Origin of the sequence: Streptomyces lomondensis, from assembly GCF_014651035.1 — a bacterium.
Classification (GTDB): Bacteria; Actinomycetota; Actinomycetes; order Streptomycetales; family Streptomycetaceae; genus Streptomyces; species Streptomyces lomondensis.
The window spans coordinates 354,519-376,442 of the sequence record NZ_BMWC01000003.1 but is presented as its reverse complement, the minus strand read 5'-3'; the positions used below and the strand labels follow the sequence as shown (position 1 = coordinate 376,442).

Sequence of the window (21,924 nt, the reverse complement as noted above, 5' to 3'; positions counted from 1 at the left end):
TGTGTCGGTTTCCTTCCGCTGGATCGATCGCCGGCCGGTTCGGCCGGAGCACTACGACTAACGACCCGCCGGAAGATCGACACGGCCTCGGCGAGGTGAATGATCTGCCTGACCGTTGATCAGGTACTCCGACGGAATGCCGGAGGCGGGGGTGTTGACACCTCGAGGCGGTGGCGCGGAGGCCCACGTGGGGTGGTCGAGGCCCGGGGCTCCCCTCCCCCGGGGGTGTCCTCTGCCCCGTTCGCCCTGCATGATGGTCGGCCGACGCCCGATGCGCTCCGGCCGATCCCGGAAGCTCCGTCGGTGCGGTCCAGACACGTCCCATCCGATACGGAGTCACGCTCGTGCCCAGCAAGAAGGCCCTCGTCCGCCGCCCCAGCCCGCGCCTTGCCGAAGGGCTGGTGACGCACATCGAGCGGGAGAGGGTCGACGCCGACCTCGCGGTCGAGCAGTGGGAAGCGTACGTGGCGGCCCTGCGCACGCACGGCTGGGACACCATCGAGGTGGACCCGGCCGACGACTGCCCGGACTCGGTGTTCGTCGAGGACACGGTCGTGATGTACAAGAACGTGGCGCTGATCGCCCGGCCGGGCGCCGAGTCGCGGCGTGCGGAGACCGCCGGGGTCGAGGAGGCCGTGGCCGGTCTGGGCTGCTCGGTGAACTGGATATGGGAGCCGGCCACCCTGGACGGCGGCGACGTACTGAAGATCGGCGACACCGTCTTCGTGGGCCGGGGCGGGCGCACCAACGCCGCCGGCGTCCAACAGCTGCGCGCCGCGTTCGAGCCGCTGGGCGCGCGGGTCGTCGCCGTACCCGTGAGCAAGGTGCTGCACCTGAAGTCGGCGGTCACGGCGCTGCCCGACGGGACGGTCATCGGGCACATCCCGAAGATGGACGCGCCGTCGCTGTTCGCGCGCTTCCTGCCGGTGCCGGAGGAGGCCGGGGCGCACGTCGTGCTGCTCGGCGGCGACAAGCTGCTGATGGCGGCGAGCGCGCCGAAGACCGCGGAGCTGTTCGCGGACCTCGGGTACAAACCGGTCGTCGTGGACATCAACGAGTTCGAGAAGCTCGAGGCATGTGTGACATGCCTCTCGGTGCGGCTGCGGGAGCTGTACGTCTGATCACCCGAGCGGGGCCGCCCCTCCGGCCGCCGACCTGCGGCTCCGGAGGGCGGGGCGGCCATACGAGCGACACCGCTGATCAGCGGCCTTTACAGCGCCCTTAACCTACGGCATCGTAACCTACGGAAACGTAGCCTACGATTCCGTAGGTTGCCGCACACCGCTCATACGCATGTCCCCCTGGAGAGTCCATGACGATCACCACTCCCCACCTCGGCAGCCCCGCCGGCGCCTGGACCGACGCTCAGCTGCTGTACGCACTGGAGGAAGTGGTCGAGAAGGAGCTCAACCGGCATCTGAAGGTCGCCAAGGACTGGATGCCGCACGAGTACGTGCCGTGGAGCGACGGGCGCAACTTCCCCGGCCTGTTCGAGGACGGCGAGGCCTGGGAGAAGGAGCAGTCCAAGGTCACCGAGATCGGCCGCATCGCGCTGGTCGTCAACCTGCTGACCGAGGACAACCTGCCGAGCTACCACCACGAGATCGCGTCGCTGTTCGGCCGCGACGGCGCCTGGGGCACCTGGGTGCACCGCTGGACCGCGGAGGAGGGCCGGCACGGCATCGTGATGCGCGACTACCTGCTCACCTCGCGCGCGGTGGACCCGGACAAGCTGGAGCAGTTCCGGATGTCCCACATGAGCGAGGGCTTCGAGTCGGACAACCGCCACTCGATGCTGCACTCGGTGGCCTACGTCGCCTTCCAGGAGCTGGCCACCCGCATCTCGCACCGCAACACCGGCCACCAGTCCGGCGATCCGGTCTGCGACCGCATGCTGACCCGCATCGCGACCGACGAAAACCTGCACATGGTCTTCTACCGCAACCTGCTCAAGGCGGCCTTCGAGCTCGCCCCCGATCTGACGATGCAGGCCGTGCGGGACGTGGTCGTGAACTTCCGGATGCCCGGCCACGGCATCCCCGGCTTCGAGCGGGCCGCCGCGCAGATGGCCATCGGCGAGGTCTACAACCTGCGCATCCACCACGACGACGTCCTCCAGCCCGTGCTGCGCTTTCTGAAGATCATGGAGATCGACGGCCTGGGCACCGAGGGCCGCAAGGCGCAGGAGGAGCTCGGCCTGTACATGGACGGCCTGGACTCCGAGGCGTCGAAGTTCGACGAGAAGCTCGCCGCCCGCAAGGCCCGCATGGCGGCCCGCGCCGCCGGCGCCTGACGCCGACCCGGCACACCCGGCACGTACGACTGCGAGGCCCCGACCGACACGAGCGGTCGGGACCTCGCGGCATCCGGTGCGCCCGCGCGGGCGATTCGGGTGAACAGCGCATCGCAACCCCGGGATGAACGGCACGTCACGCGCTCGGCGCGGACCATGACGACCCCGGGAACATCGCGTGCCGATCCTTGTGGGGTTATTACTTGAGCCTTCAATATCAGTCGCGCCCGGCCGGATATCCCCCGCCGGGGACCATGAGCGCGACTGGAGACCCCCCATGTCCCTTGCCGAGAAGATTCGGAGAACGTCCCGCGTCCGCACGGCCGCCCTCGCCCTGGGCACCGCCGTCGCCCTGACCGTCGGCCTGGCCGGCAGCGCCCAGGCCGCCCTGCTGACGCCCTTCCCCTCCATGGGCGGCAGCGCCCCGAAGCAGGAGATGTTCCAGCCGTTCTTCGACTACGACTCGAACGGCTGCTATCCCGCGGCGGCCGTCGACGCGAGCGGCAGGCTGAACGGCGGCCTGAACCCCTCCGGAGCGCTCAACGGCGGCTGCGGGCGGGACCACCTCGGCAGGGCGAACACCTACTCGCGGGCCAAGTGCGACCCGGGCACCGGCTGGTGCGGCATCGTCTACACGCTCTACTTCGAGAAGGACCAGGGCAACGTGGTCCTCGACATCGGGCACCGGCACGACTTCGAGGCCGCCGTGGTCTGGTACCACGGCAACGACGAGTGGCCGAGCTACGTGTCCGTCTCCGCCCACGGCGACTACACCACCAAGCGGTTCAACGACGTGGAGCGGGAGGGCAGGCGCTTCAAGGTCGTGTACCACAAGGACGGCGAGTTCGGCACGCACGCGTTCCGCTTCGCGAAGGCGGGCGAGACCGCGGAGGCCTGGGGCGACGGCGGCTGGGACAGGCCCGCGCTGGTCCCCTACGACACCCTGCGGAGCCAGAACCGGACGGCCTGGAACGCGCTGGCGAACTCGGACTGGGGCCAGGCCAACTTCCCGCTCCAGGACCGGGGCGACCGCTTCCGGCAGACCCTGAACGAGGCCAAGCCGGCCGGCATCGGCTTCAACGCCTGGAGCTGACCCCGGCAGCCCGGACCGCGGCCCCCCGGCGGGAGACTCTTCCCCTGTCCGCCGGGGGGCCGCGTCCGTGCGGCTAGCGCGACGTACGCCGCAGCTCCAGCCGCTCCTTCTCCGACAGACCACCCCAGACGCCGAAGCGCTCGTCGTTGTTCATCGCGTACTCGAGGCAGGCCGCGCGGATCGGGCACAGACCGCAGATCCGCTTGGCCTCCCGCACCGAGCTGCCGGGCTCGGGGAAGAAGAAGTCCGCCCCGGTCTGCGCGCACAACGCCTCCTGCTGCCAGGCGAGTTCGGGCGAGGTGATGGTGTCGGTGTGCATGCCGGAAGCGTTCCGGGCGGTACAAAACGTTCGATCAACGCGGGATCAACACGGCGTTCACGGGCCTCCGGCCGGCCTCGATGGTCGCCTGCCGGACGAACCCGCGCACGGCGGCGCGCGGGAACGAGTGAAAGGGGTCCGGCTCCGTGGCGCTCCGGCGGCGGTTGTCAGTGGGTGGTGCGAGACTCGGCAGAGCAGACGACGGGACCCCTGCGCGAGGAGGGCGACGATGCTCACCACCCGTTTTGTCACCGGCGCACCGAACTGGATCGATCTCGGCACACCCGACATCCAGGGCGCCGCCGCCTTCTACGGCGGCCTGTTCGGCTGGCGGTTCCAGCCGGGCGGACCCGAGGTCGGCGGCTACGGGCTCTTCCAGCTCGGCGGCAGGACCGCCGCCGGCGGCATGCAGACCACCCCGGAGCAGGGCCCGCCCTCCTGGACGGTGTACTTCCAGGCCCCGGACGCGGACGCCACGGCGAAGACGGCCGAGCAGGCCCGCGGCTCGGTGCTGACGCAGCCCATGGACGTGCAGGACCTGGGCCGTATGGCCATCCTCGCCGACCAGGCCGGGGTGCCCTTCGGCCTGTGGCAGCCGGGCCGGAACAAGGGCCTGGAGGTCGTCCAGGAGCCCGGCTCGCTGTGCTGGCTCGAGCTGTACACGGCGGACGTCCCGGCGGCGGCCGCCTTCTACCACTCCGTGCTCGGCCTGGAGACCTTCGCCGTCGACTTCCCCGGCGGCACCTACACGACGTTCAACCCCGCCGGGGAGGGCGAGGACGCCATGTTCGGCGGTGTCGTACCGCTGTCCGACGCCCCGGGCGAGGAGGAGGCTTACTGGCTGCCGTACTTCGAGGTCACGGACACGGACGCGATCGTCGCCCGGGCCCAGGAGCTGGGCGGCACGGTCCGCATGCCCGCCACGGACATCCCGGACGTGGGCCGCGTCGCCAAGCTCACCGACCCGTACGGGGCGCGCTTCGCGGTGCTGCGCAGCGAGCCGCAGCAGGGCTGAGCCTGGCGCCTCGCGGGTGTGCGGGGTGTCCTAGGCTGCCGGGATGTTCACCCAGCGCAGGGCCCGGCGAGAGCGGGAGAAGCAGCACGTCCTGTCCCTACGGCTCCGGTCGTCCGAGGCGGAGATCCGAGCCGCCGCGGCGGCGGAGATCGCCCGGGTGCGGGACCGGGAGTGGGCGGTGCGGGAGCTGGCCCAGGCGCTCGACCGGGAGCCGTCGCCGGACGCCTTCTCCGATCTCGTGCCCCCCTTCTGCGACGCGGTCTGCCGCGACCGGAGCACCCGCGAGCGCCTGGAGCAGGTGTTCGCGGCGCACGCCGACGCCCCCGCCGCGCTCGTGCGCGCCTGGACGGCGTTTCTGGCGGAGTACACGGGGGGCGTCGCCGTGGAGTCGGTCGACGACGACTTGGCGGACGAGGTGCGCCGACGGCTCCGGCGCCTGAGTGCGCAGGGCTTGAGCCCCGGCGAGCTGCCCGGGATGCCGGCGGGTTCCTTCGCGTACGACGTCACGCTCAGCACGGCCGTGGACCTGCTGCACGGTGCCGTGCGCCGCTGCCGACCGTTGGACGCCGACGAGGCGGAACGCGTCCGCAAGGAGATCCGCGGCACCCTGGAGCGGTGTCTGAAGCATCCGGCGAACAGTGAGGAGCGCTCGGAGTTGCTGGTCCCGCTGTGTGAGCGTCCCGACGAGGAGTCCTGGGCCGACCGCTCCCTGGCCGTCCTGTGCGTCGAAGAGGCGCTCGCCCTGTGCCGGAGCGGGGAACCGGCGAGGGTCGCCCTGGGTGTCGAGGCGCTCCATTGCATGTACGTCCTCAACGAGGTGCTGTGTCCTGCCGCGGTGCGCGAGACGCTCGACCGTCTCCGTGTGGCGGAGCGGGACCCCTTCACCTTCAGCGAGGCGCTGTACTGCTACGCCGCGGTTCATGCGGACCGGCCGCTGGACGACCCGCCGGTCGAGTTCTTCCTCTCGGCGATCGGCCATCCCGATCCGCTGGTGCGGGCGGCCGCCGCTGCCGGGCTGGACACCGTGGGGTCGGGGCTGCCCCAGGAGACGCGCGCCGTCGCCGCGCTGATCGAGGCTCTGGACCAGGATCCGGACGCCGAGGTCGTGTGGTGCGCCGCGAGCGCCCTCTCCTGCATCTCCTGCGACGACGAGGCCAACTCCCGGGCGGCGTCGGCCGCTCTGGCCCGCCACACCGCGGCGACCGACCCGCGCGTGCGCGCCGCCGTCGTGGCAGGGGCGCTGCGCCGGGCCGAGCCGGGAGCCTTCGAGCACCTGGCCGCCGAGCTCCGGCGACCCGACGTCGACCACTCGTTCGTCTCCGTCGCCCACACCCACCCCTACGGGCTGTCCGGCTCCGAACGTGCCAAACTGACCCGCCTGTTGGAGCGGCTGCGGCAGAGCGGCTGGGCCGGCCTTGCCGCCGACGACGACGTCCCGGACGCCGAGTCCCGAGCCCTGATGATCGACCTGGCCCTCGGCGCCTTGCGCACGACCTAGGGGGTGTACGCGTAACCGCTCTACGCGGAAGCCCGCCGCACCAGCGTCGTCGGCAGGACCACGCTGGACGGCCTGCCGGCTACGCCCTCGCGGGGAGCGCCCCGGTCCAGGCCGCGCAGGAGCAGGCGGGCCATCAGGCGGCCCATCTCCTCGATGTCCTGACGGACCGTCGTGAGGGGCGGGTCGGTCTGCTCCGCGACGGGCTGCATGTCGTCGAAGCCGATCACGGCCACGTCGTCGGGCACCCGCCGTCCGGTCTCCCGCAGGACGCGCAGGGCCCCCGAGGCCGTGAGGTCGTTGGCGGCGAACACCGCGTCGACGTCCGGGCAGCGGTCGAGGAGTTCGCGCATCGCCCGCTCGCCGCCGGCCGGGGTGAAGTCGGCCTCGGCGATCAGCCGTGGGTCGGCGTCCACCATGACGTCCCGGTAGCCGTCGAGCCGGTCCACCGCCGAGGTCTGGTCGAGGGCGCCGGTGATGTGCGCGATGCGGGTGCGGCCGAGACCGGCGAGGTGGCGGACGGCGTCTCGGGCGCCGCCGCGGTTGTCGCTGTCGACGTACACCACACCGCGCCGGTCGCCGCTCCAGCCGGGCCGCCCGCCGAAGACGGTGGGGACGCCGGCCCGCTGGATCAGCTCCGGCAGCGGGTCGTCCAGGTGCAGGGAGAAGACCAGGGCCCCGTCGACATGGCCGCCCGCGAGATACCGGCCGACCCGGGCGTGGTCGTCCCGGCCCTCCGTGAGCAGCAGCACGAGCTGGTTGTCGTGGGCCGTCAGCTCCTTGCTGATGCCGCGCAGCTGGAGCGCGAAGAACGGGTCGGCGAACACGCGGGTCTCCGGTTCGGCGACGACGACCGCGACCGCGTCGTGCCGCCGGGTCACCAGGGAGCGGGCCGCCTGGTTGGGCACGTAGCCGAGCTCGTCCACCGCTTTGCGCACGCGCTCGACGAGGTTGTCCCGCACCCCGTCCCCGCCGTTGACCACGCGGGACACCGTGGCCCGCGACACACCGGCCCGGGCGGCCACGGCCTCCAGGGTGGGACGCGGCGCTGTGTCGGTCACTTCGGGGCTCCTCACCTGCGGTTGCGGATCAGGATAGCCCCGGTGCCGCACACTGGTGAGAGCGCTCTCGCGCACGCCTCGGAGAGCGGCCGCGCTCATGTGCCGGTCAGTGCTCGTGCCCGCCCCCCGGCGGCTCCTCCCCGTGCTCGTGCGGGTCGTACCCGGGAATCGTGCCGTCCGGCTTCTTCACGAGGAACAGCCCCACCATCCCCATGTCGGAGTGGCTCTGCACATGGCAGTGGTACATCCAGGCACCGGCCCCGACCCCCTCCCCCGCGATCACCTGGAAGCCGAAGGAGTCCGCCGGGCCCGTGATCTTGTTGTCGATGACCTGGCTGGGGTCGTCGGGGCCGGTCAGCATGCCGGTGCGGTTGTCCGCCCAGCGGTGACCGTGCATATGGAACGTGTGGTAGAACTCGCCGTGCGTGATCACGACGAACTCGACGCGATCCCCCACCGTGGCCTCGAAGTTCGGTCCGGTGTGCGGCGGCCTGTTGTTGATGAGCATGTCGTTGAAGACGACCGTGTGCGTCCGGTCGGGCAGGACGTCGCCCTTGCGGCGGACGATGACCGGGCCGTACAGGCCCTTCTGGAGCCCCTGCGTGCCGTGGTCCGTGCCGACGACGTGGTCGTGGTAGTGCCAGTAGCCCGCGCTGCCCGCCCGCCAGGTGCCGTCCTTGCGGCGGCCGGGGGCGTGGGTGCGCCAGGTGTAGGTGCGCGTGCCGCCCGGCTCGACATGACTGCGGTTCAGCTTGGTGCCGTCGCTGGTGATCTCGTAGTCCAGGCCGTGGACGTGCAGGCTCACCGGCACGTCCATGGTGTTCTCGAACTCGATGTGCAGGGTGTCGCCCTCGTTGAGCTCGATCAGCGGGCCGGGGACGGTCGCCTTGCCCTTCTCCAGGCCGTAGCCCAGCTGGCCGCCGGCGAGCTTCTCGGCGTACAGCTTGATGCGCTTCACCTCGCCTCCGGCGGGTGCCGTCTTCGCCGGTCCGTCGGCGCTGATGGCCTCCGGCGCCACGGACAACGATGTCGCGACGGCCGCGCCGCCCAGCAGGACCCGCCGGTTGAAGCTGCGTCTGTCCATGCGGAACTCCCCACCCTGGTAAGGCTTTTACGGAGACGTACCTGTGATGAACCTGTGAGACGGTACCGGCCGCGCTCCCGTTTCTCCACACTCAAGACAAAGTTGGTGCCATCCCGGTCATAGGTATTGGCGAGACATGCAAAGGGGTTTAGCTTCCTTGGCGGTGTTGCTGTGACCGAGGAGGTGCCCATGCACTTACGAGGGTTGAGCAAGGGAAGACGTGTCTGGGCGGCCTCCGTGGCCGCCGGAGCCGTGACCGCCGGGCTGCTGTCGGGTCCGGCCGCGAGCGCGCGGCCGTATCCGGAACCGCCGCTGACAACGATGTCGATCAAGTCGCCACCGGGCGCCGCGAACGTACGGGTGCTGATCTTCCACGGTTCCGCGGCCGGGGAGGAGTCGCCGGTCGTGAACGCCGGGATCGAGGCCATCGAGGACATCGGGCTGTCGGGTCCCGCGAACCGCCGCTTCAAGGTTCAGGCCACGGGCGACGCCTCGGTGTTCACGGACGAGACGAGGCTCGGCCGCTTCAACGCGATCGTGTTCCTCACCGGCGGGGGCGACGTCCTCGACCCGGAGCAGGAGGCGGGCCTGGAGGCGTACATGGAGGCCGGCGGCGGGTTCGTCGGCATTCATGACGCGGCGCGCGCGGAGCCGTACTCGGACTGGTTCACCGGCCTGGTGGGGGCCCGCCCGGCCGCGTCGAGCCCGGCGGCCGTGCAGCGGGCGACCGTGGAGGTCGGCGACCGCCGCCACCCGGCGACCAAGGACCTGCCGGTGCAGTGGAAACGCCCCGACAAGTGGCTGAACTGGGTGAAGAACCCCTCGGGTGATGTCCATACGGTGGCCCGGGTGCGGGAGTCGACGTACCAGCCGGGCGCGGGCGCCAACGGCTGGGACCACCCGGTCAGTTGGTGCCGGGACTACGACGGCGGCCGCTCCTTCTACACCGGCATGGGCGGCACGGTGTCGTCGTACGACGAGGCCGACTTCCGGGCCCACCTGCGCGGTGCGCTGCTGTGGACGACCCGGCTGGAGCAGGCCGACTGCAAGGCCACCATCAACGCCCACTACGCGGCGGAGCGGCTGACCAAGCCCAACCAGCCGGGGCAGAACGACCAGATCGGCGAGCCGCACGGGCTGGTCACCGCGCCCGACGGCCGGGTCTTCTACATCGGCCGGGGCGGCGCCGACTCCTCGCAGCCCGTGATCACTGACTGGAACAACCCCGACATCGGCAAGGGCAAGGGCGAGATCCACGTCTACGACCCGAAGACCAAGCAGGTCACCCTGGCCGGCGCGCTGACCGTCTTCGGCAACAAGGGCGGCGGCGACGAGCTGGTCAAGGTCGAGGAAGGCCTGCTCGGCATCGAACTGGACCCGAAGTTCGCGCAGAACGGGTGGGTGTACCTGCACTACACGCCGCACGAGCGGATCAACCGCGAGACGCGCATGGCGGAGCGGCGGGTCTCCCGCTTCACGCTCGACCAGGCCACCAACAAGCTGGACCTGTCCAGTGAGAAGGTGCTGCTGAAGTGGCCGGTGCAGATCCACAGTTGCTGCCACGCGGGCGGCGGGATGGCCTGGGACTCCAAGGGCAACCTGTACATCGCCACGGGTGACAACAACTCCAGTGGCTTCAGCGGCGGTTACTCGGGCAACAACCCGCAGCCGAGCTACAAGGGCGTCTCCTTCGCGGACGCGCGCCGTACCGCAGGCAACACCAACAACCTCAACGGCAAGATCCTGCGCATCCACCCGGAGCCGGACGGCACGTACACGCTCCCCGAGGGCAACCTGTTCACCGGGAAGGAGACCGACGAGGGCGGCGGCAAGACGCGCGGCGAGATCTATGTGATGGGCGTACGGAACCCGGCGCGCATCTTCGTCGACACGTCGACCGACGTGCTCTACGCGGGTTGGGTCGGACCGGACGCGAGCGCGCCCTCGACGACCTGGGGACCGGCCAAGTACGACACGTTCGCCGCCATCACCGAGGCGAGCAACCGGGGCTGGCCGTACTGCATGGGCAACAAGCAGCCCTACCGCGACCGCAACCTGCCGGACCCGTCGAAGCCGCTGGGCTGGTACGACTGCGACCGCCCGAAGAACGAGTCGCCGAACAACGACGGTCTGGTCAACCTGCCGCCGGTGACCGGCAACAACATCTGGTACTCGCCGCAGGGCGGCGCGCCGGACTACCCGCGCGACGCGAACGGCGTCCCCTCGTACAAGGCGGAGGAGGCGACGTACCGGCTGCCGTGGCTCAAGGGCGGCGGCCAGGCCGCGATGAACGGGCCGGTCTACCGCTACGACACGGCGGCGGCCGACAGTGCGGTGAAGTGGCCGGCGTACTGGGACGGCAAGTGGTTCGTCGGTGACTTCTACGACGCCGACCAGCCGCGCAACGCGGTGCTGATGGACCCGAAGACGCAGGGCGACGGCGGTCTGCCGGTGCACTCGGAGTCGCTGAAGAAGATCGTGCCGGTCGGCAACGACGGCATCAGGAACCTCATGGACTGGAGGTTCGGTCCGGACGGCGCGCTGTACGTCCTCGACTACGGGCGCGGCTTCTTCACCTCGGACTCCAAGTCGGCCCTGTGGCGGGTCACCTACAAGGGCGGCGGGCCGACCCCGGCCGCCGACCAGCTGGCGAGGGGGACCGAGTGATCCGGCAGCGAAGAATCTGGGCCGCCCTGCTGGCCGCCCTGCTCGTGATGCTCGGCGTGCAGGCGATGCCCGCCGCCGGGCAGTCGGAGGCGCCGGCCGCCGAACAGGTGCTCACCTGGACGGCCGGCAACGACATCGACAAGTACCTCTCGGCGCCGGCGACGGCGGTCGCCGGCCCTGCCACGATCGTCTTCGAGAACAGTGTGGCCACCGGCAACACCACGGGCATGCCGCACACGCTGACGTTCGTGACCAGCGATCCCGAGTTCAACAACGACGTGCAGCTCAACATCCTGGCCAACCCGAACGACGCCCAGGGCGGCAAACACACCGCCCAGGTCACGCTGACGCCCGGCCGGTACTTCTACCACTGCACGATCCCCGGCCACGGCCAGATGCAGGGCATCCTCGTGGTGACCGAGGGCACCGGCGAGGACACCACGGCGCCCGAGGCGTCGGCGCACGTGAGCGGCACGCAGAACACTCAGGGCCAGTACGTCGGTTCGGCGAGCGTGATGATCCACGCCACCGACGAGGGCGGCTCCGGCGTCGACCGGATCGAGTACGCGATCGGCGACGCGGGTGCCTGGCAGCCGTACACCACGCCGGTCGTGATCGACCAGGTCGGCGACCACAAGGTCCGCTACCGGGCGTTCGACAAGGCGGGGAACGTGTCCGCCGAGAAGAGCGCCGCGTTCACGGTCGTGGCGCCGCAGTCGGACGACACCACCGCGCCGGAGACCTCGGCGACGGTGACCGGTGAGCGCAACCCGGACGGGGCGTACATCGACATGGCGACGGTCACCGTCTCCGCCTCCGACACGGGCTCCGGGGTCAACACGATCGAGTACGCGATCGGCTCCGGCGCCTGGCAGCCGTACACCGCGCCCGTGATGGTGCACCAGGTGGGCGAGCACACCGTCCGCTACCGCGCCACCGACAAGGCCGGCAACGTGGCGGCCGAGAAGAGCGTGCGGTTCAAGGTGGTCGCGGCGCCGCCGCAGGACACCACCCCGCCGGTGACGGGCGTGACCGTGGAAGGCACGAAGAACTCGGACGGGGCATACGTCAACAGTGCCCGGGTGACCGTCACGGCGACCGACGCGCACGGCTCGGGCGTCGAGCGGATCGAGTACTCGCTCGACGGCGGTCCGTACCTGGCCTACTCGGCGCCGGTGGTGGTCGACCGGGCGGGCGCGCACACCGTGGCGTACCGGGCGACCGACAAGGCGGGCAACACCTCGGCGGCCCGCAGCGTGACCTTTACCGTCGTCTCCGGCGGGGTCCCGGCACCGGACTGCCCGGAGTACGACGAGCGGCTGACGGTGTTCGTCGGCACGGTCGACTCGGGCGTGCGCAACCGGGTCACCGACAACCGCTGCCGGATCGGTGAGCTGATCGAGGACGAGAAGGAGTGGACGTCCCACGCGCTGTTCCTCAAGCACGTGACGTCCGTCCTCGACGAGCTGCTGGAGGAAGGGGTCATCGACCAGCGGGAGTACAACGCGATCCGGAAGGCCGCCCGGCAGTCGGGCATCGGCAAGCCGGGGCAGACCGAGGGCTACCGGGCGATCTTCGACGGCAGCGCGGAGTCCCTGGCCAAGTGGCAGCACGTGGGCGGCGGTTCGTTCGGACTGAACCCGGACGGGACGATCACCTCCAGCACCACCACGCCGGGGATGGGCATGCTGTGGTTCCCGCAGCGCAAGTACGGCGACTTCTCGCTGAAGCTCCAGTGGCGTGACGACGCCCCCGGCACGGGAAATGCCAACTCCGGTGTGTTCGTGCGCTTCCCGTGGGTCCACGACCACCCCGAGGAGTCCCGGCCGGAGTGGGTCGCCATCAAGTACGGGCACGAGGTGCAGGTGCTCGACCGGCCCGACGGCGACATGTACAAGACCGGCTCGGTCTACGGCTTCGACCGGGTGGGTCTCGCCGGTGCCGGCGTCACCCAGAAGGGCACCTGGAACGACTACGAGATCCGCGTGGAGGGCCAGCACTACTCGGTGTTCCGCAACGGCGTGCTGATCAACGAGTTCGACAACCTCGGCGGTCAGGAGTTCACCCCGCCCCGCTCGGACGACCCGGGCACGGACGGGCGGCGGTTCGCCTCCGGCTACATCGGGCTCCAGGTGCACGGCACGACGGACGTGGTGTCGTACCGGGACATCCGGATCAAGGAGCTGTAGGAGGGGCCTCCTTGCGGGCCCTGCTCGGCTGTACCCGCCTGGGCTCCCCCGGCATCTTCGGATACTCGGGCGGGTACGGCAGATCCCCCAGCCCGTGGTCGTGTTCGTCGCGGCGGGCGAGGTCGAGCAGGGCTTCGAGGGAGTAGCGGTGGTCGTCCATGTCCGCGTGCACGTCGCCGAGTTCGGCGAAGCGCGCGGGCATGGTCGCGAGGTCGAAGTCCTCGGGGTGGGCGACCCCCACCTCGTCCCAGCGCAGCGGCGCGGAGACGGGGGCGTGCGGGCGGGGCCGTACGGAGTAGGCGGAGGCGATCGTGCGGTCGCGGGCCGTCTGGTTGTAGTCGAGGAAGATGCGCTCGCCGCGCTCCTCCTTCCACCACTTGATGGTGACCTGCTCCGGCATCCGCCGCTCCATCTCCCGGCCGACGGCGATGGCGGCGCGCCGGACCTGGGTGAAGGTCCAGCGCGGCTCGATGGGCACGAAGACGTGCAGGCCCCGGCCGCCCGAGGTCTTGGGGAAGCCGCGCAGTCCGCCGAACTCGTCCAGCACCGCCCGCAGTTCGTGGGCGGCGCGGACGGCGTCCGCGTAGTCGGTGCCGGGCTGCGGGTCGAGGTCGATGCGCAGCTCGTCCGGGCGGTTGACGTCGTCGCGGCGGACCGGCCACGGGTGGAACGTGAGCGTGCCGAACTGGGCGGCCCACACCACCGCGCCGACCTCGGTGGGGCACATCTCGTCGGCGCTGCGGCCGCTGGGGAAGGTGATGTGCGCGGTCGGGATCCAGTCGGGCATGTTCTTCGGCGCCCGCTTCTGGAAGAAGTTCTCGCCGGTCACGCCCTCGGGGTAGCGCTCCAGGGTGGTGGGCCGGTCGCGCAGGGCGCGCAGGATGCCGGGGCCGACGGCCAGGTAGTAGCGGGCGAGGTCCAGCTTGGTGAAACCGCGCTCGGGGAAGAACACCTTGTCCGGGCTGGACAGCCGTACGGTACGGCCGTCGACCTCCAGTTCCACCGCGTCACCCATGTCCGCCACGGTAGGCGTAGCCCGCATACCTCGCACATCGGGCACTCCATGGCATACAAGAGCAGAATCGAGCCATGGATCTGCCCGTGATGCCCCCCGTGCTGCCGATGCTCGCCAAGTCCGTGGCGGCGATCCCGGCGGGCATGCAGTACGAGGCGAAGTGGGACGGGTTCCGGGCGATCGTGTTCCGCGACGGGGACGAGGTCGAGCTCGGCAGCCGGACGGGGAAGCCGCTGACCAGGTATTTTCCCGAGCTGGTGACGGCCGTGCGGGAGCGGTTGCCCGAGCGGTGCGTGGTGGACGGGGAGATCGTGATCGCGCGGGAGGGGCGGCTGGACTTCGACGCGCTGACGGAGCGGATCCACCCGGCGGACTCGCGGGTGCGGATGCTGGCCGAGCGGACGCCGGCCTCGCTGGTCGCCTTCGACCTGCTGGCGCTGGGGGACGAGTCGCTGATGGACGCCCCGCTGACGGACCGGCGGGAGCGGCTGACCGGGGAACTGGCCGGGGTGCGGGCGCCGGTGCATCTGGCGCCGGCGACCACGGACATCGAGGTGGCGCGGCAGTGGTTCGAGGAGTACGAGGGGGCCGGCCTGGACGGGGTCATCGCCAAGCCGCTGACCGTGCGCTACCGCCCGGACGAGCGCGCCATGTTCAAGATCAAGCACGAGCGCACGGCGGACGTCGTGGTCGCCGGGTACCGCTTCCACAAGAGCGGGCCGGTCGTGGGCTCGCTGCTGCTCGGCCTGTACGACGACCGGGGCACCCTCCAGCACGTGGGCGTGTCCGCCGCCTTCCCGATGAAGCGGCGCGCCGAGCTGGTGGCGGAGCTGGAGCCGCTGCGCATGGACGACGTGGCGGGGCATCCGTGGGCGGCCTGGTCCGAGGAGGCCGCGCACGAGACGGCCCGGCTGCCCGGGGCGCCGAGCCGCTGGTCGGGCCGGAAGGACCTGTCGTGGGTGCCGCTCAGGCCGGAGCGGGTGGCCGAGGTGGCGTACGACCACATGGAGAACGGGCAGCGCTTCCGGCACACCGCCCGCTTCCGCCGCTGGCGCCCGGACCGGACCCCGGAGAGCTGCACGTACGCGCAGCTCCAGGAGCCGGTCCGCTACGACCTGGCGGAGATCCTCGGCGCCTGACGGGTCTCAGGGCTGCATCAGCACCTTGACCGCGCCGTCCTGCTTGCGCTGGAACATCTCGTACGCGTGCGGTGCCTCCGACAGCGGCACCCGGTGGGTGGCGAAGTCGTCCACGCCGAGCGGGTCCTCGTCGGTCAGGTACGGGATGATGTCGTCGCTCCAGCGGCGGACGTTGGCCTGGCCCATGCGCATCTGGATCTGCTTGTCGAACAGGGTGAGCATCGGCATCGGGTCGGCCATGCCGCCGTAGACACCGGAGAGCGAGAGGGTGCCGCCGCGGCGCACCAGGTCGATGGCGGTGTACAGGGCGCCGAGGCGGTCGACGCTGAAGCGTTCGGCGAGCGGGCCGCCCAGCTTGCGGGGCAGCATCGCCGATGCCTGCTGGGCGAGTTTGGCCGCCGCGCTGCCGTGGGCCTCGGTGCCGACCGCGTCGATCACGGCGTCGGGGCCCCGGCCGTCGGTCTCGTCGCGGATCGCGGCGACGAGTTCCTTCTCGTTGTCGAAGGACCTGAGGTCGTACGTCTCCACGCCCCGCGCACGGGCCCGGCTCAGTCGCTCGGGGACCAGGTCCACGCCGAACACCCGTCCGGCGCCCCGCACCTGGGCAACGCGGCAGGCCATGTCGCCGATGGGTCCGAGGCCGAGTACGGCGATGCTGCCGCCCTGCGGGACGTCGGCGTAGGCGACCGCCTGCCAGGCGGTGGGCAGCACGTCGGAGAGGTAGACGAAGCGGTCGTCGGGCGGGCCCTCCGGGACCTTGATCGGGCCGTACTGCGCCTGCGGGACGCGCAGGTACTCGGCCTGGGCGCCCGGCACCGCGCCGTACAGGCGGGTGTAGCCGAACAGGGCGGCGCCCATGCCCTCGCCGTGGACCTGGGTGGTCTCGCACTGGGTGGGCAGGCCGGTGAGGCACATCCAGCAGTTGCCGCACGCGATCTGGAACGGCACCACGACCCGGTCCCCGACCTGGAGGTCCGGGACGCCGGCGCCGACCTCCTCGACGATGCCGATGGGCTCGTGGCCGAGGATGTCGCCCGGGGTCATGAACGGGGTGAGCACCTCGTACAGGTGCAGGTCGGATCCGCACAGCCCGCTGGAGGTGATGCGGATGACCGCGTCCGTCGGTTCCTGGATCCGCGGATCGGGCACGTCCTCCACGCGCACATTCCGCTTGCCCTGCCAGGTCACTGCCCTCATCGCCTCGCGCTCCCTCCGTCAGCGTGCGCGTCGGTCGGCCGGCGAGGCCCGGGTACCCGGGCGCCCCGCGCTGAACCTTGAGCCGATCGGCGGACACCGGGCGGACACCGTCCCACCAAGAACGATCGGGTATGGCCATCGATGGTCAGATAAGTGCACAATCAAGACAAATCGATGACAGGGGCGCGGTGGCGACGGTGGGCATGGGACGAGGGGCGCGCGGACGGCGCGCGGCGACGACAGCGGCGCTGCTGGCCGCCACGGTGACGGCCGCCCTGGCCGCGGGCTGCACGAACGGGGGCGGCACCACCGACGACGGACGGGGAACGGCCCGGGAGTCGAAGCAGGGGACATCGCCCTCGGCGACCGGCTCCTCCGTGCTCGCCGTCAAGATCGACAACGCCCGCGCGGCCCGGCCCCACACAGGCGTGGACGCCGCGGACGTGGTGTACGTGGAGCAGGTCGAGGGCGGGCTGAGCCGGCTGATGGCGGTGTACGCGACCCAGGTGCCGAAGACGGTCGGGCCGGTGCGCAGCGCACGCGAGTCGGATCTGGAGCTGCTGCGCCAGTTCGACCGGCCCACGCTCGCCTTCTCCGGCGCGCAGCGGAAGCTCCTGCCGCTGATCGACCGGGCCCCGCTGCGGGCGGAGACGCCGAGCAGCGCCTCCGAGGCCTTCTTCCGCGGCTCCGACCGGCCCGCCCCGTACAACCTCTTCCTGCGGCCCGAGCGGATCCTGCCCGAGCCCCCGGGCCGGGCGGCCCTGACCACCGGCTTCCGCTACGGCTCCGCCCCCGCCGGCGGCACGGCGACGGAGTCGCAGACGGTGCGCTACCCGGCGGCCCGCTTCACCTTCACCTGGTCGGACGCCCGCGACCGCTGGCTGGTCGGCATGGACGGCGCGCCCGCCACGATGGCCGGCGGCGAGCGGATGGCGGCCGCGACGGTTGTCGTGCAGTACGTCAAGGTGCGCGAGTCCGCCTTCCGCGACTTCCTCGGCAACAACACGCCGTACACCGAGACGGTCGGCTCGGGCAAGGCGAAGGTGCTGCGCGACGGCCGGGCCTACGACGTGAACTGGAAGCGCGGGGACGCCGCCGACGGCACGGCGTTCACCACCGGCGACGGCAAGCCGGTGAACTTCGCGGAGGGCCAGGTGTGGGTGGTGTACGCCAAGGCGCCCTGACCGTTCAGCCCATTCCGCCCGGGCCGCGCGGGTCAGCGGGGCGCCACCAGGGGCTCCTCGGGGTTGCGCAGCCCCTCGGCCGCGTCCGCCACCCGCCGGATGAGGTCGAAGAACACCGTCCGCTCCTCGGGGGTCAGCGGGGCGAGGAAGACCTGGTTCATCCGCGCGGTGCGCACGGTCAGCTTGCGGTGCGTGCGCACGCCCTCGTCCGTCAGGCGCAGCAGGAAGCGGCGGCCGTCCTGCGGGTCGCGGACCTTGTCGAGCAGTCCGCGCCGGCCGAGGCGGCTGATCACCTCGGCGATCGTGGACCGGTCGAGCCCGACCCGCTCCCCCACCGTGCGCTGGTCCAGGCCCGGCTCGGCGACGAGCGTATTGAGGACCGCGAACTGGGGCGAGGTGATCTCCTCGGAGACCATCGTGTTCCACAGCAGGTAGTGGGCCTGCTGGAGCCGCCGGGCCAGGTGCCCGGGGTGGGTGGTGAGGTCCGCCGCCGCCATGTGCACCCCTCGGTCGTATTCGTCGGTGCACTGAACAATACCGGGCCAGGACAAGACTGTCTGCCACCCGCGGAGGCGATCAGCGGGCGAATAACCCGAGGTCTTGACGCCCCGCTGCCCCGGTGGCAGCGTGAGGGGAGCTTCGGGGAAATACTCAGTGCCCTGATTAATTCGGTCGGTCGCTCGGAAGAGATGGGGCTTCTCGGATGGACAAGGTGGTCGCCACAGCCCTGGAGGCGGTGGCCGACGTGCCGGACGGCGCGTCGCTGGCGGTGGGTGGTTTCGGGCTGTCCGGTGTGCCGAACGTGCTGATCCAGGCGCTCTACGAGCGCGGTGTGGGCGGGTTGTCGGTGGTCTCCAACAACTGCGGGGCGATGGAGTCCGGGCTCGCGGTGCTGCTCGCCGCGGGGCGGATCGCCCGGGTGACGGGCTCCTACATCGGGGCGAACAAGGAGTTCGCGCGGCAGTACCTGGCCGGGGAGCTGGAGGTGGAGCTGATCCCGCAGGGCACGCTGGCCGAGCGGCTGCGGGCGGGCGGGGCCGGGATCCCCGCCTTCTACACCCCGGCCGGGGTGGGCACCCAGGTCGCCGAGGGCGGGCTGCCGTGGCGCTACGACGGTCAGGGCGGGGTCGCGCTGGCCTCACCGCCGAAGGAGGTCCGGGAGTTCGAGGGCACGGAGTACGTGCTGGAGCGGGGCATCCGCACCGACTTCGCCCTGGTGCGGGCGGCGCGCGGGGACCGGCACGGGAACCTCGTGTTCAACAAGTCCTCCCGCAACTTCAACCCGCTGGCCGCGATGGCGGGCCGGGTGACGATCGCCGAGGTGGAGGAGCTGGTGGAGCCCGGCGAGATCGACCCGGACGCGGTGCACCTGCCCGGGATCTTCGTACAGCGGGTGCTCGCGCTGACCCCGGAGCAGGCGGCGGACAAGAAGATCGAGCAGCGGACGGTGAGGTCCTGATGGCCTGGAGTCGTGAGGAGATGGCCGCGCGGGCGGCCCGGGAACTGCGGGACGGGCAGTACGTCAACCTCGGCATCGGTCTGCCGACCCTGATCCCGAACCACCTGCCCGAGGGCGTCGAGGTCGTCCTCGAATCGGAGAACGGCATCCTGGGCACCGGCCCCTATCCCACCGAGGACACCGTCGACCCGGACCTGATCAACGCCGGCAAGGAGACCGTCACGGTCCTGCCGGGAGCGTCCTTCTTCGACTCCGCGCTGTCGTTCTCGATGATCCGGGGCGGGCACATCGACGTGGCCGTGCTGGGCGCCATGCAGGTGTCCGAGCGGGGCGACCTGGCCAACTGGGCCGTCCCCGGCAAGCTGGTCACCGGCATCGGCGGCGCGATGGACCTGGTGCACGGCGCCCGCACGGTCATCGTGGTCATGACGCACACCGCCAAGGACGGCTCACCGAAGATCCTCAAGGAGTGCGCCCTGCCGCTGACCGGCAAGGGGTGCGTGAACCGGATCATCACCGACCTCGGCGTCCTCGACGTCACCGACGACGGGCTCGTCCTGGTCGAGACCGCGCCGGGCGTGACCGCCGACGAGATCGCGGCCAAGACCGATGCCGAACTGACCGTGCCGGAGGGCGTGAAGTGAAGGACGTCTACATCGTCGACGCGGTCCGCACGCCGATCGGCCGCTACAACGGCGCACTGGCCTCCGTCCGCCCGGACGACCTGGCCGCGCACGCCATCCGTGAACTCCTCGCCCGCACGCCCGAGCTGGACCCGGCGCGGATCGAGGACGTGTACCTCGGCAACGCCAACGGCGCCGGTGAGGAGAACCGCAACGTCGGCCGCATGGCCGCCCTGCTCGCGGGCCTGCCCACGTCCGTGCCGGGCGTGACCGTCAACCGGCTGTGCGCGTCCGGCCTGGAGGCGGTGGTCCAGGCGGCCCGTGCGATCGCGCTGGGCGATGCCTCGATCGCGCTGGCGGGCGGTGTCGAGTCGATGACCCGGGCGCCGTACGTCCTGCCGAAGAGCGACAAGCCCTTCCCTGCCGGGCACACCGAGCTGTACTCCACGACCCTCGGCTGGCGCATGGTCAATCCGGGGATGGACCCGCAGTGGACCATTCCGCTGGGCGAGAGCGCGGAACTCATCGCGGACAAGCACAAGATCAGCCGCGAGCAGCAGGACGAGTTCGCCCTGCGCAGCCACGAGAAGGCTGCCGTCGCACAGCGACAGGGCTTGTTCGACGTCGAGTTGGCGCCGGTGGCGATTCCGCAGCGCAAGGGTGACCCGGTGCTGTTCGCCGCCGACGAGAGCGTCCGTGCGGATGCCTCCCTGACGGCGATGGCCAAGCTGAAGCCGTCGTTCCGTCAGGACGGCGGGACGGTGACGGCGGGCAACGCCTCCCCGCTCAACGACGGTGCGGCGGCGCTGCTGCTCGTCGACGAGGAGGGGTTGCGGGCCACGGGGCGCGAGCCGCTCGCCCGGGTCCGGGCGACCGGTGTCTCCGCGACCGACCCGCACTACTTCGGGCTGGCGCCCGTCGAGGCCGTGAACCGGGCGTTGGCCAAGGCGGGCAAGGGGTTCGGCGACCTGTCCGTGCTGGAGCTGAACGAGGCGTTCGCGGCGCAGGTGCTGGGGTGTGTGGCCGAGTGGCCCGAGTTCGATCCGGCGATTCTCAATCCGCAGGGCGGTGCGATCGCCCTCGGGCATCCGCTGGGTGCGTCCGGGGCGCGGCTCGCCGGCACGGTTGCTCATCAGCTGGCCCGGCGTGGTGGCGGTGTCGGTGTCGCCACGCTGTGTATCGGGGTGGGCCAAGGACTCGCCCTCGTATTGGAACGCTAGGCGATCCGCGCGACTCCAGGCCGTCTGTGGCTGGTCGCGCAGTTCCCCGCGCCCCTTTCGGGGCGAGACCCTCAAGGACCCTCCAGGAAACCCCATGACTCTCACGCAGCACGACATCGATCAGGAGATCGCGGCCGAGCACGCCGCGTACGAGAAGCGGCTCGCCGACGGCGGGCCCGTCGAGCACCACCCGCGGCGGGACTACGCGCCGTACCGCTCCTCGGTGCTCCGGCACCCCAGGCAGGCGCCGGTCACCATCGACGTCAGCCAGGATCCGGAGCTGGTGGAGCTGTCCTCCCCGGCCTTCGGGGAGCGGGACATCACCGAGATCGACAACGACCTCACCCGGCAGCACAACGGGGAGCCGATCGGTGAGCGCATCACCGTCTCCGGCCGGCTGCTGGACCGCGACGGCCGCCCGGTGCGCGGCCAGCTCGTGGAGATCTGGCAGGCCAACTCGGCGGGCCGCTACGCCCACCAGCGCGAGCAGCACGACGCCCCGCTGGACCCCAACTTCACGGGCGTGGGCCGCACCCTCACCGACGACGAGGGCCGCTACCACTTCACCACCATCCAGCCGGGCCCGTACCCGTGGCGCCAGCACCTCAACGCCTGGCGGCCGGCGCACATCCACTTCTCACTCTTCGGCACGGCGTTCACCCAGCGGCTCGTGACGCAGATGTACTTCCCGAGCGACCCGCTGTTCCCCTACGACCCGATCATCCAGTCGGTGACGGACGACGCGGCCCGGCAGCGGCTGGTCGCGACGTACGACCACAGCCTGTCGGTGCCGGAGTTCTCGATGGGCTACCACTGGGACATCGTGCTGGACGGCCCGCGGGCCACCTGGATCGAAGAAGGGCGCTGACCT

19 protein-coding genes are annotated in these 21,924 nt (G+C 71.2%); 13 read left to right on the top strand and 6 right to left on the bottom strand.

Annotated features, from left to right (window positions below):
- The first annotated feature begins 344 nt into the window (after positions 1-344).
- From ddaH to IE255_RS13125, 3 genes are all read left to right on the top strand, one after another.
- The gene (gene ddaH, locus IE255_RS13135) at positions 345-1,121 is read left to right on the top strand and encodes a dimethylargininase (protein ID WP_190050402.1); all 777 of its coding nucleotides are present in this window, start codon (positions 345-347) and stop codon (positions 1,119-1,121) included.
- Positions 1,122-1,312: 191 nt separating this feature from the next.
- Positions 1,313-2,293, top strand: coding sequence for an acyl-ACP desaturase (locus IE255_RS13130; RefSeq protein WP_190050401.1), 981 nt, complete (start codon positions 1,313-1,315; stop codon positions 2,291-2,293).
- Positions 2,294-2,570: 277 nt separating this feature from the next.
- Positions 2,571-3,386: an NPP1 family protein gene (locus IE255_RS13125; protein ID WP_190050400.1), complete on the top strand. Its 816-nt coding sequence runs from the start codon at positions 2,571-2,573 to the stop codon at positions 3,384-3,386.
- A 73-nt stretch (positions 3,387-3,459) separates the two neighbouring features.
- Here the strand turns inward: IE255_RS13125 and IE255_RS13120 are convergent, their stop codons facing one another.
- Complete coding sequence (locus tag IE255_RS13120) at positions 3,460-3,705, bottom strand: WhiB family transcriptional regulator (RefSeq protein WP_190050399.1); 246 nt, start codon at positions 3,703-3,705, stop codon at positions 3,460-3,462.
- Between the two features lie 229 nt (positions 3,706-3,934).
- Between IE255_RS13120 and IE255_RS13115 the strand changes: the two genes are divergently transcribed.
- A complete protein-coding gene (locus IE255_RS13115) occupies positions 3,935-4,720 on the top strand; it encodes a VOC family protein (RefSeq protein ID WP_190050398.1) in 786 nt (261 codons plus the stop codon).
- 43 nt (positions 4,721-4,763) lie between these two features.
- Positions 4,764-6,218, top strand: coding sequence for a HEAT repeat domain-containing protein (locus IE255_RS13110; protein ID WP_190050397.1), 1,455 nt, complete (start codon positions 4,764-4,766; stop codon positions 6,216-6,218).
- Positions 6,219-6,238: 20 nt separating this feature from the next.
- On the opposite strand, the gene IE255_RS13105 is transcribed toward IE255_RS13110, so the two are convergent.
- A complete protein-coding gene (locus IE255_RS13105; RefSeq protein ID WP_190050396.1) occupies positions 6,239-7,276 on the bottom strand; it encodes a LacI family DNA-binding transcriptional regulator in 1,038 nt (345 codons plus the stop codon).
- Positions 7,277-7,382: 106 nt separating this feature from the next.
- Positions 7,383-8,360 (bottom strand): multicopper oxidase domain-containing protein, encoded by a 978-nt coding sequence (locus IE255_RS13100; RefSeq protein WP_190050395.1) that lies wholly within the window; start codon positions 8,358-8,360, stop codon positions 7,383-7,385.
- Positions 8,361-8,549: 189 nt separating this feature from the next.
- Between IE255_RS13100 and IE255_RS13095 the strand changes: the two genes are divergently transcribed.
- On the top strand, positions 8,550-11,027 hold the full coding sequence (locus IE255_RS13095) for a ThuA domain-containing protein (protein ID WP_190050394.1): 2,478 nt from the start codon (positions 8,550-8,552) through the stop codon (positions 11,025-11,027).
- Positions 11,028-11,074: 47 nt separating this feature from the next.
- Positions 11,075-13,216, top strand: coding sequence for an OmpL47-type beta-barrel domain-containing protein (locus IE255_RS13090; protein ID WP_190050753.1), 2,142 nt, complete (start codon positions 11,075-11,077; stop codon positions 13,214-13,216).
- On the opposite strand, the gene ligD is transcribed toward IE255_RS13090, so the two are convergent.
- On the bottom strand, positions 13,203-14,231 hold the full coding sequence (gene ligD, locus IE255_RS13085) for a non-homologous end-joining DNA ligase (protein ID WP_190050393.1): 1,029 nt from the start codon (positions 14,229-14,231) through the stop codon (positions 13,203-13,205). The genes IE255_RS13090 and ligD overlap by 14 nt on opposite strands.
- 74 nt (positions 14,232-14,305) lie before the next feature.
- Between ligD and IE255_RS13080 the strand changes: the two genes are divergently transcribed.
- Positions 14,306-15,370, top strand: a complete 1,065-nt coding sequence (locus IE255_RS13080) for an ATP-dependent DNA ligase (protein ID WP_190050392.1) — start codon at positions 14,306-14,308, stop codon at positions 15,368-15,370.
- A 6-nt stretch (positions 15,371-15,376) separates the two neighbouring features.
- On the opposite strand, the gene IE255_RS13075 is transcribed toward IE255_RS13080, so the two are convergent.
- Positions 15,377-16,567, bottom strand: coding sequence for a zinc-dependent alcohol dehydrogenase (locus tag IE255_RS13075; RefSeq protein WP_190050391.1), 1,191 nt, complete (start codon positions 16,565-16,567; stop codon positions 15,377-15,379).
- Positions 16,568-16,770: 203 nt separating this feature from the next.
- Between IE255_RS13075 and IE255_RS13070 the strand changes: the two genes are divergently transcribed.
- Complete coding sequence (locus tag IE255_RS13070) at positions 16,771-17,751, top strand: DUF3048 domain-containing protein (RefSeq protein ID WP_190050390.1); 981 nt, start codon at positions 16,771-16,773, stop codon at positions 17,749-17,751.
- Between the two features lie 32 nt (positions 17,752-17,783).
- Here the strand turns inward: IE255_RS13070 and IE255_RS13065 are convergent, their stop codons facing one another.
- Positions 17,784-18,248, bottom strand: coding sequence for a MarR family winged helix-turn-helix transcriptional regulator (locus IE255_RS13065; protein WP_190050389.1), 465 nt, complete (start codon positions 18,246-18,248; stop codon positions 17,784-17,786).
- A gap of 206 nt (positions 18,249-18,454) precedes the next feature.
- On the opposite strand from IE255_RS13065, the gene IE255_RS13060 reads away from it, so the two are divergent.
- The 4 genes from IE255_RS13060 (at position 18,455) to pcaH (ending at position 21,921) form a co-directional block, all read left to right on the top strand.
- A complete protein-coding gene (locus IE255_RS13060; protein WP_190050388.1) occupies positions 18,455-19,210 on the top strand; it encodes a CoA transferase subunit A in 756 nt (251 codons plus the stop codon).
- A complete protein-coding gene (locus IE255_RS13055; RefSeq protein ID WP_190050387.1) occupies positions 19,210-19,854 on the top strand; it encodes a CoA transferase subunit B in 645 nt (214 codons plus the stop codon). The genes IE255_RS13060 and IE255_RS13055 overlap by 1 nt, the downstream gene beginning before the upstream one ends.
- Positions 19,851-21,053, top strand: a complete 1,203-nt coding sequence (locus IE255_RS13050; RefSeq protein ID WP_190050386.1) for a thiolase family protein — start codon at positions 19,851-19,853, stop codon at positions 21,051-21,053. The genes IE255_RS13055 and IE255_RS13050 overlap by 4 nt, the downstream gene beginning before the upstream one ends.
- Before the next feature lie 94 nt (positions 21,054-21,147).
- Entirely contained in the window at positions 21,148-21,921 is a 774-nt protein-coding gene (gene pcaH, locus IE255_RS13045) for a protocatechuate 3,4-dioxygenase subunit beta (protein ID WP_190050385.1), read from the top strand.
- The last annotated feature ends 3 nt before the right edge of the window (positions 21,922-21,924 follow it).